The 9,647-nt window shown below is 66.7% G+C and carries 6 protein-coding genes and 1 pseudogene; all 7 read right to left on the bottom strand.

All coding sequences use genetic code 11. The features are described from left to right. Positions 1–231: 231 nt before the first annotated feature. Positions 232–828 (bottom strand): glycosyl hydrolase 53 family protein, encoded by a 597-nt coding sequence (locus E1166_RS30920; RefSeq protein ID WP_165944327.1) that lies wholly within the window; start codon positions 826–828, stop codon positions 232–234. Beyond that, positions 825–1,043: a hypothetical protein gene (locus tag E1166_RS30915; RefSeq protein ID WP_165944326.1), complete on the bottom strand. Its 219-nt coding sequence runs from the start codon at positions 1,041–1,043 to the stop codon at positions 825–827. Before E1166_RS30915 ends, E1166_RS30920 begins: the two co-directional genes overlap by 4 nt. A gap of 1,010 nt (positions 1,044–2,053) precedes the next feature. Beyond that, on the bottom strand, positions 2,054–3,541 hold the full coding sequence (locus tag E1166_RS13355; RefSeq protein ID WP_207914219.1) for a GDSL-type esterase/lipase family protein: 1,488 nt from the start codon (positions 3,539–3,541) through the stop codon (positions 2,054–2,056). 188 nt (positions 3,542–3,729) lie between these two features. Then, positions 3,730–5,157: a family 43 glycosylhydrolase gene (locus E1166_RS13350; protein WP_132338854.1), complete on the bottom strand. Its 1,428-nt coding sequence runs from the start codon at positions 5,155–5,157 to the stop codon at positions 3,730–3,732. A gap of 430 nt (positions 5,158–5,587) precedes the next feature. Beyond that, positions 5,588–7,150: a cellulase family glycosylhydrolase gene (locus E1166_RS13345; RefSeq protein ID WP_243710329.1), complete on the bottom strand. Its 1,563-nt coding sequence runs from the start codon at positions 7,148–7,150 to the stop codon at positions 5,588–5,590. Continuing rightward, positions 7,125–8,396, bottom strand: coding sequence for a CBM35 domain-containing protein (locus E1166_RS13340; RefSeq protein ID WP_207914217.1), 1,272 nt, complete (start codon positions 8,394–8,396; stop codon positions 7,125–7,127). Before E1166_RS13340 ends, E1166_RS13345 begins: the two co-directional genes overlap by 26 nt. A 645-nt stretch (positions 8,397–9,041) precedes the next feature. Continuing rightward, positions 9,042–9,568 (bottom strand): annotated as a pseudogene (locus E1166_RS13335) (IS5 family transposase); the annotation flags it as partial. Between the last annotated feature and the right edge of the window lie 79 nt (positions 9,569–9,647).

Genomic DNA, 9,647 nt, shown 5'->3' with positions numbered 1-9,647 from the left:
AGAACCCGATGGGCGATGCGCTGGAAACCCGCGTTGAACGCCTTCGCCATCACCTTCAGCGACCGCTTCCCAGCCGCTGAAACCTACTAACCAAGACCGCCGGAAACACCGTTGGCGAGACAGCCCCTGTTGCGCTCCTGGTTGACGTCGTCGCTACGCGTGATGTGGTGCCGACCGTCCAGCCCCGATGAGGATGGGGCTATGTGACCTCGACTGTTGCTTTCACAGCCGTCATCGTGGTTCCTTTACCGCTGCCGAGGCTGGTGACGTTCGCGGATGCCGTTCGCTGTGAAGGTGTCTGACGTGGCGTAGCTCTCCGGGTTGATGACACTCCAGGTGACCTTGACGGTCGAGCGGACACCCGTGCGCAGGTCGAGGCTTCTCACGGTTGTGGGGAGCGCGGGAGCCACACGCGCCCGCGTCGGGGCAAAGACGTGGCTCTTCAACGACGTTCTTGGCGAACGCGTCGTTCCAAACCTTGAACGAGGCCCGCAAGTGCCGTTTGCACCCGACCCCATTCCGAAGACGCTGGTGCCAGCCCACGGCCACACCGGTGCCCGCGTTGTCGGGTATGTCGTTGATCGTCTTCATGGCGGCCATCGTGTCGCTCCCCTGCGACTGCACCGTATCGGTGAAGCCCACCGGATGATTCGGATCTGACAACGTATTTGTGACCCTGCCACTCGACGGCGGAGACATCTCGGCCATGTTGAGCTTCACACCTGGCAGAACCTTCGCGATCTCGACGAGATCGCGCTGCACGACCGCGTAGCTCCCGTGCCAGTCCGGGTAGTAGGACAGGCCGATCCGGTCGACCATGCCGCTCATGTAGTTTGTGTCGCCTCTTCCTCGTACTTCAGCCACTTCACGCCGCCACCCGGCGCAAGCCTGTAACGACCCGACGTGTAGTAATGGTGGTGGTGGACGTACGGCGTGATCGCATCGTATTCCTGGCCCCACATCATCCCGTTCGTGATCTCGTTGCCGAACTGGACGATGGAAGCGCAGACCTTTGAAGTCGAAGACATCGGTGAAGACGCCACCCGGCCGGACGTTACTCGCCCGGTCAGCCGGATGAGGCGCGCCGACAAGGAGAGCGGCCAAGGTAACTGCGGCGACCAGCAAGGCCCCACCTCGTCGCCTCAAAGAGTTCCGCATACGAAGCTCCAGCCTCCCAACGGTCTCAGCGGCCATCAGCCCACGGACGGAGTTTGCGCTACTCGTCGCGGCTCTGCGTATGTGCAGAAACGGCCCGGATCCCGGACGGCGAGACGTGGTCGTCGTCCGCCAGAGCGGTCTGGCGCACTGAGGTTGCCGCAGACGAACGGGTTCTCCGTGCCTGCCGGGCGCTGCGTGATCACATACCTCCTTGATCATCAGGCGCCTCGGTCCGCGGGTCAGCCCTGCTAAGCGCGGCGCACCTCACCACTGTGAGCGCTCACATTCATATCTATCAAAGAATGTTACCGCCGGACATCTAATTGTCAACGGACAGACGCCAAGCACCATGGGCAGGCCGAGCCGGGGCGCTCGCCCGGTCCGCGCGACGCAGCGCCGGCTGCAGGTCCTCACCGGTTCATTCGACGGGCCTGCGGGACAGCGGCACCGTCGGCCTGTCCACTTCGGCCCTTCCGCCGTCCGGCGGCACGCCCGTGCGGCTACTGGCGGAGGCGTTCGCGGTGGTGTACGACGACGGCGAGTCGGACGATGGTGAAAAACCGACCGGTGTGGCTCTTCACGTTGCCGCTGATCGCGTGGCCGCCGGATACGTGCGATCGCGGTCGGTAACACGCTGCTCATGGCCGCCGGCCGCCGACTGGACATGTGAGTAATCCGCCTGAGGCGGCGCCACCTGGCGCCAGGTGACCTGGGTCGTCACGGCCGAGGCTGCGTGGTAGTGGTCAGCGGCGCGGTGCTGGGTGGTGGAATTGCCTTCCTGGCCCCGCGCAGCTTTGACCGGTCCGTCAAAGGCGCGCTGGCGCGGCTCTGGCCAATTCGACGTCGCCCCGGCAGGCCCGGCGCGTCGTGCCGCGCCGGGCCGCCACGGATGGGGTCAGCGCAGGTAGCTGACCAAGGAGAGGTTGCGTTCGCGGATGCCTTCGACGACCAGGTCGGCCATCCTGCCGGCGCCGTACTCGGAGAAGTGGGTGTTGTCGGTGACGCCGTCGACCGACTGGCGCAGGTACAGCTGGGCGGAGTTGGTTGGGCCCATGGACTCGACCAGGGCCTCGCTCTTGGCGGTCAGGTCGATCACTGGCACGCCCAGCGAGGAACCGAGGCTGCGCATCTCGGCGGGCAGGTTTACGCCGACACCATTGATGTGCCGGGCGGTGGCGTCGAGTTGGTTGCCGTCGAACCGCCGCCGCACCGGTGGGGTGACCAGGACGGGTACGCCGCCCCTGGCGCGCACCTGGTTGATCATCGTCGTGAGGTTACCGCGGAAGGCTGAGGCGGTCGTGGACTTGTCGTTGTGGCCGAACTGGATCAGCACCAGGTCGTTGTTTTTGATCAACGGCAGCATCGTGGGGAACAGTGCCGAGTTGTTCAGGAAGCTGCCCGAACTTTCGCCCGAGTCGCCGTAATTGGCGACCACCGCGCCGGTGGACACGCGCGTGGGCAGGATCTGCCCCCACCCGGTGTACGGGGCGATCATCTGATCGCACACCGTGGAGTCGCCGGCCAGGTAGGCCACAAGCGGGTTGCCGGCCGGCTGGACGGTCAGCCCTGAAAGCTTGGGCGCGGAACCAGCGAACGTGATGCTCAGGCCGGAGGTGCCGGTGCCGCCCTGCCCGGTGGGCTGGCCTTCCGGCTGTCGCACGTTGATGGTGAACACGTACTGCGTGATGGTGCCCGCGGCGGTCGTGACCGCCGGCAGGATCCGCCGGCGGGCCTCCACGGACATTGACGTGTTGCCGGCCGAGGCGCGGTCACCGATCCACGCGGTCACCGTGTAGTTGCCGGGCGATACCCCGAAGTGGCAGGTGATCGGCGAACTGCCGGTGCACTGGGCGGGCCGGCCCGGCGGGGAGGCGGTCGCGGAGGGCGAGGGCGATGCGCCGACCTCGACGTCGAGATAGTCGATGTTGGCCAGGCCGCTCGCGGTGGTCGGGCTCAACCGGATCGTGTTGCTGCCCGCGTTCAGCGACGCGGTCAGAGTCGTCGTGGCCCATGTCGTCCACGCGCCGGTGCCGTTGAACGCGACGCCCGACTGCGCGACGGTGCCGTTGAGGAGCACGTCGGCCGGTCGGTTGGCGGTGGTGCCGTTGGCGTACCGGACGGCAATCGTCGCCGTGCCAGCGGCGGACGCGGTCACGGTGAACTGGGCCGCCGCCCCCGCCCTGCTGTTGCCGTTGCAGAAGCCGCTGCCGGAGTAGCCGGTGTGGTTGGACTCGATGACACCGTCGCATGTGGCTGGCGTCGTTTCGGCCTCGTAGCGAGTCACTGCCGCGGAAGCCATGGCGGCGGTGAGCACCGCGGCACCCGTCACCGCCATGGCCGCGCAGGCGGATAGCAGCGCGGCGCGCTGTCTACGTGAAAGCATGATGATCTCCAGAGTCGGACGATGACGAGACCCACTACGGACCTCGATTTCTTACTTCAGATGGGCACCCGCACCAGGCGCGAACGCCGCGCCGTGCACGGCCGAGAGAAGACAAGGTCGTTTTCATGAGCAACATCTTTTTTCATCGATCTGTTGCGCGACGAGCCTGCCGGCGGGGACCGCGCTGGCTACTCCAGGTAGAAGGTGGCGTCCGCGAGGTCGGCGGCGGTGCTCAACGGCTGCGCGTAGAGCGCGTAGTTGTAGTGGCGGAGGTAGCGTCCGGGGGCGCTCATCGACTCGAAGCTCACCGCGGCCGGGTCGGACTGGCCTGCCCGCCGGGTGAAGCTCGCGCCATTCTTGAACCCTGTCGTGCCGTCGTTCTTGTCCAGCCAGATCTCGTTGTTTCGGTTCCGCAGGTAGTAGCCGGGGTTGCTGGTCGACTCCAGCGACACCGTGCCGCTGCCAGCTAGTCCGGTGACCATGCGGAACTGCGACTCGGCCAGGTTCGTCATGTCCGCGTCGATTCGCCCCCGGAACGAGACGTGCCGGATGAACCGGTCCGGGAAGTTGTACGACCTGAACCGGTACGGCGTCGCCCCGTCCGGCACCGGGGTGCCGAAGTTCGGTGTGCCGTCGGCGTTCCAGTACAGCTTCTGGATTCGGGTCCGCCGGTTCGGGTCGTTCAGCGGGTCGCCGCTGATGTCCCTGTAGCTGCGGTCGTGGTAGACCAGTATGTCGCTCTGCCCGTCCTCGGAGACCGTGAACGAGTTATGGCCCGGGCCGTACTGGCTGGTCGCGGTGTTGGTCCTGAACACCGGCTGCTGCTTCTTGCTCCATGACGCCGGGTTCATCAGGTTGCTGGACGCCGACGCGGTCAGCATCCCCAGGCAGTAGTTGCTGTCCGTGGCGCTGGCCGAGTAGGTCAGGAACACCTTGCCGTTGCGGATGAGCGCCGATGGGCCTTCGTTGACCTTGTACCCGATCGTCTCCCACGACAGGGTCGGCACGCTGAGCCGTACCGGAGTGCCGGAGATCGTCCACGGGTTGCTCATCGGCGCCAGGTACAGGTTGCTGTTGCCGCTGATCGCCGGGTCCTGCTGGGCCCAGGACAGGTAGCGGATGCCGTTGTGCGAGAAGGTGGTCGCGTCCAGCGAGAACGTGTCCAGGTGGGTGACGATGCGCCCCTTCTCGACCCACGTACCGGTGAACGGGTCGGCGCTGCTGTTCTCCAGCACCCACATCCGGATCCGCCAGATGTCGTTGCTGCGGCCCGCGGCGAAGTAGATGTACCACTTGCCGTTGATGAAGTGGATCTCCGGCGCCCAGATGTGCGCACCCATGTCACCGCTGGCGTGCTTGCGCCAGATGACCGACTCGCTCGCGCTGGCCAGCCCCTGCAGCGTCGTCGCCCGGCGCAGGATGATCCGGTCGTACTCCGGTGCCGTCGCGGTGAAGTAGTAATAGCCGTCGGTGTGCCGGAAGATGTGCGGGTCGGCCCGCCGCGCGATCAGCGGGTTGCTGTACATCACCGCCGGTGACGCCGACGCTGCGGATACGTCCAGCAGGCTTGCCGCCGCGCCCAGCGCGGGTACCGCGAGGAAAGTACGTCTACGCATCGATAACTCCTCCCTCAGACGGGTTGTAGCTGCCACTGCTGGCAGTTGTTCAGCCAGTTCCGCTGGCGTTCGTCGGCTACGTCGGCGTGCCGCAGTTGGCCACGTTGGCGACCGTGCCGCTGTTGACGTACGCCGACGGCGTGGCCGCGGTTTCTGCGATACGGCCGGCAGGGCGGATCCCGTGATCCGGCTGTCAATGTCGCCAGCGCGTCCGCAGCACCATCGGCCGGAATCAACGGGGGCCGCGGACGCGCTCTCCTTTCCAGGGGTCGGGTCGGGTTTCGCAGGCGGTGGTCAGGCACCGTGACTGCGACAGGACGTCAGGCGGTCCCGACGTGGAAGTAGTCGACATTGGGTAGCCCGGATGACGTGGTGGGACCCAACCGGATGGTGTTGCTGCCGAGCCATTGGCGGCCAGCGACCCGCCGCTTTACGTCAGTTCCAGGTAGTCGAGGTTCGGCAGGCCGTTGGCTGTGGTCGGATTCAGCCGGATCGTGTTGCTCCCCGCCCGCACCGGCACCACCACCGTCTTCGTGGTCCAGCCGGTCCAACCCCCCGTGCTCTCGAACGACACGGCTTGTGCCATCGACCCGTTCACCACCAGGTCCGCCGGCCGCGCTCCGGTCGTGCCATTGGCGAATCGGATCCCTAACGTTGCCGTACCCGCGCTCGCCGCGTCGATCGTGAACTGAGCGAACGCCCCCGTCGTGTTATCACCGTTACAGAACCCGGTACCCGAGTAACCCGACCAGTTCGAGTCGATGGAGCCCGTACACACTGCCGGTAAGGTCTCCGCCTCGTACCGAGGCGTCGTCGGCCGGTCGGAGCCCCAGCCGTGCCTGAGTCGGTCGGCGCCGGTGGAGTTGCGGATGCTCACGCTCAGGTTGGTGCCGCTGCCGTTGAGCGCGAACATGGAGTACCAGTCGTAGTTTTGTCCGGCGGTGATCTTGCCGCCCAGCGCGGGCCAGTAGACCGAGCCCATGCGCAGGTCGCGCAGGGAGTCGGTGTCCGCGCGGAGGTACCGGACGAAGTTGTCGGTGCTGCTCGCGTTGTTGTAGTTCAGGCCGGTATCCATCGGCGCACCGAACTCGGTCAGGATCGCACGCGAGGCGCAGTTGCCCAGCCGTTCCCGGAAGCTTTGGACCCAGCCGGCGTAGTCCTTCGTGCCGTAGAAGAACGCGTAGTGGTGGTAGGACAGCAGCGTCCCGTTGAGCCGGCTGTCGGCACAGACCGGCCTGATGTCCTGGCTGTAGCCGGTGCCGCCGACGAGGATCCGGCCCCTCGGGATCGACGGGCGAGCGTTGATCCACGACGCGGCGAGGTTCGTCCACTCGGAGGCGCTGTAGCCGTGGGGTTCGTTCATCGGCTCGAAGTAGACCAGGCTGTTGGGGCCGTACTGGGTAGTCACGGTGTTCCACATCGAGTTGAACGCCGCCGTGTTGGTGATCCGGCCGCCAGCCGCCGCTCCGTCCTCCCAGTAGGCGAGGATGACCTTGAACCCTCTGGCGGTCGCGGCGTCGATGGTGCCCCGGTAGGCGTTCCACCACGACGAGCTGACGGTGTGGGTGTTGACCGGCAGCCGGACGGTGTTGACGCCGAGTTGGCTCGCGAACCCGCTGTAGACGGCGTCCGCCTTGGCCCGTACGGTCGCGTAGCTGTCCGATTGGTTCAGCCCGTCGAGGACGAGGGGGACCTTCTTGAAGTTGTCGCCGGGCACGGCCCAGTTCACGCCCCGGAACTGGCTGGTGTCCGCGCTGGCCGGTGATGCGCTGGCTACGACGACGACCGGCAACACGGCCAGTGCGCTTAGAATGCCAACCAGAACGCGGCAGCGGGAACGCGGGCGAGCTGGCGCAAAATCCTTGGTACGGGTGAATGGCATGACGGTGACCCATCTCATGAATGCTTGCTGGTGAGCGCGACGGCTGTTGCCGGCAGACCTCGCGGTTGTTCGCGTGGGAGGCGGGCTACCGGACGTCGATGAAGTCGACATTCGGTAGTCCGGCCGCCGTCGTGGAAACCAGCCGGACGGTGTTGCTGCCAGCGTTCAGCGAGGCAGTCAAGGTCTTGGTGGACCATGTGCTCCACGTGCCCGTGCTCTCGAAGGAAACCGTCGCCACCGTGGATCCGTTGACGACCAGGCTCGCCGGGCGCGCGCTGCTGGTGCCGTTGGCGAACCGGACTCCGAGCGTTGCCGTGCCGGCCGCCACCGCGTTCACCGTGAGTTCGGAGTAAGCTCCCGCCGCCGCGCTGCCGTTGCAGAATCCGCTGCCGGAGAAGCCGGTGTGGTTGGAGTCGATCGTGCCCTGGCACACCGCCGGCGGGTTTTCCGCCTCGTACCGCTGCCCCGGCGGCGTGCCGAGGTTGGCTTCCCATCTGGTGTTGGGGCCGGCTGCGTCGGAGGGGAGGCGGTCGCGGGCGGCGGTGTCGCCGTACATGCTCCAGCGCGCCCAGTCCACGACCGTGGCCGGGAAGCGGCTGTCACTCCAAAAGCTGGTGTGGCTGCCGCCGACGAAGGTCAGGAACGCTTTCGGCGCGGGCATCTCCGTGTACGCCTGCCGGGCCGAGGAGTACTGCGTGGTCGAGTCCCGATCGCCGTGAACGAACAACACCTTGGCTTTGACCGAGCTGGCCGGGTTTCCCATATCCACACAGGACTGTGGGTTGGCCGAGATAATCCGGCTGTCCGGCCAGGAGGTCAGCAGACCGTGCGTGGTCATGCCGCCCAGCGAGTGTCCCGACACGCCCACACCGATGCTGGTGTTGATGTGCCCCGCCAGCGGCCCACTGCCGTTGAGGGCCAGGGTCCGGGTCAGGATCTCCGAGACATCCTTGGAGGTGTTGCCGTTGTTGACATCACTGAAGTTGTGCTGGAAGTGCGGGGCCGGCACGATGAACCCGGCCGCGGCCAACGCCCGGATGATGAAAAGCGAGTTCTGCGGACTGCTGCCATAGCCGTGGGTGAAGTTGTAGACCGGAAACACGCCCGCAGCGACGGGGGCGTCGGTGACCGGGTTCCCGCCCGGGGCGCCGGTCGCCGGATAGTAGACATACGTGGTACACGGACGGCTACCCCGCGTCCAGTTGTACCGGCGCACGCCTACCCTGAACGGCGTGGTCGGCGCGGTGTCCAGGGCACCAACCGGTGCGGCGTGCGCCTGCCAGCCACCAAGCAGGGCCGCGCCTCCCACGGCCACCGCACCCGCGGCACCCGCCTTCAGAAACGTCCGTCGTTGCATCGACACAATGACTCCTTCGTGGGGTTAGACAGTTCGGGGGCCGGCCGCCAGGTGCCGGTGTAGCGGATCGGGCACGCCACGTCCGGCAGGCCGACGGCCTGGCGCTGTCTCTGAGGTGGTCGCAGACCGTCCAGCCGCGATCGGGCTGGGGTCTTTGTGCTACTCGTCGCGGTTCGGTGCGCGTGAGAACGCGGCCGGATTGCGGGGCGGGACCTGGCCGTCACCCGCTAGAGCGGCTTGGCGTAGTGGGATTGCCGCTACGCGACCGCTTCACGCCTGTCAACGCGGCGTGATCACATGCCTCCTTGACCGTCGGGCGGCTCGGTCCGCGGTCGGCCCCGTTCAGCGCGGCCCTTGCCCAGAGCTAGTCGCCCATTGCTGTGAGCGCTCACATCGATATGTGTCGACATATGTTACCGCCGGACAGCTAGTTGTCAACAGACGACGCCAGCACACCATGGCAGCCAGGCGGACGGGCCGATCACGGCCCTCGCTCCGATCCGAGCGACGCAAAGCCGCGAGACCGCCCAGGCCGTCTAGTCGCACACCGGGGTCAACGCAGCAGGCAGTCATCCAATCCGGGTCGACGTCTATCGATTGACAGTTGGCCGTTCGACCGGAACACATCTGATGCAGCGCGCGACACTGCGGGCTGTCGCCGCGCTGCCCGGCCGTCACCAGCACGGCCATCAGCTTGCGGCCCTGCTCGCACGCCAGGTGCGTCTTGGTGGTCCAGCCTCCCCTCACTGGCCGAGCCCATGATCTGCCGGCTCGGCCTGCACACCACCGGGCGGCTCCTGCCCCTCGCCGTCACGGCGGGCTCCGGCGGCGCGCTGATCGGCACGGCTGATGGTCGAGTCCACGCTCAGCGTCCACCCGATCAACCCGACCGTGTCCGACCGTGCCCGCAGCAAGGCCAGGATTCGGGCCCAGACGCCGTCACGCTGCCATCGGCGAAACCATCGATACAAGGTTTGCCACGGCGGATACACCGACGGCACATCACGCCACGGTGAGCCGGTCCGCACCCGCCACCGGATCCCGTCGAGGAGTGCTCTCAGTGTCCATCTGCGCGGCCGATCACGACCCGTTCCGGCCGGCAGCAACGGCTCAAGGACCGCCCATCGCCCATCGGTGAGGCCGTGTCGCCTCGCGGCCGCGACGCTCGGCACGAGGTCTCCGGTGTGAAGTTCTAGCTTGGTCGCTGAACCAACTACCGGAGACCTCTTCAGTTATCGATCACCGCCACGC

The sequence above is a fragment of the Micromonospora sp. KC213 genome (assembly GCF_004348325.1).
Lineage (GTDB): Bacteria > Actinomycetota > Actinomycetes > Mycobacteriales > Micromonosporaceae > Micromonospora.
Note: the sequence above shows the minus strand (reverse complement) of the source record. Positions and strands in the feature narration are given on the sequence as shown.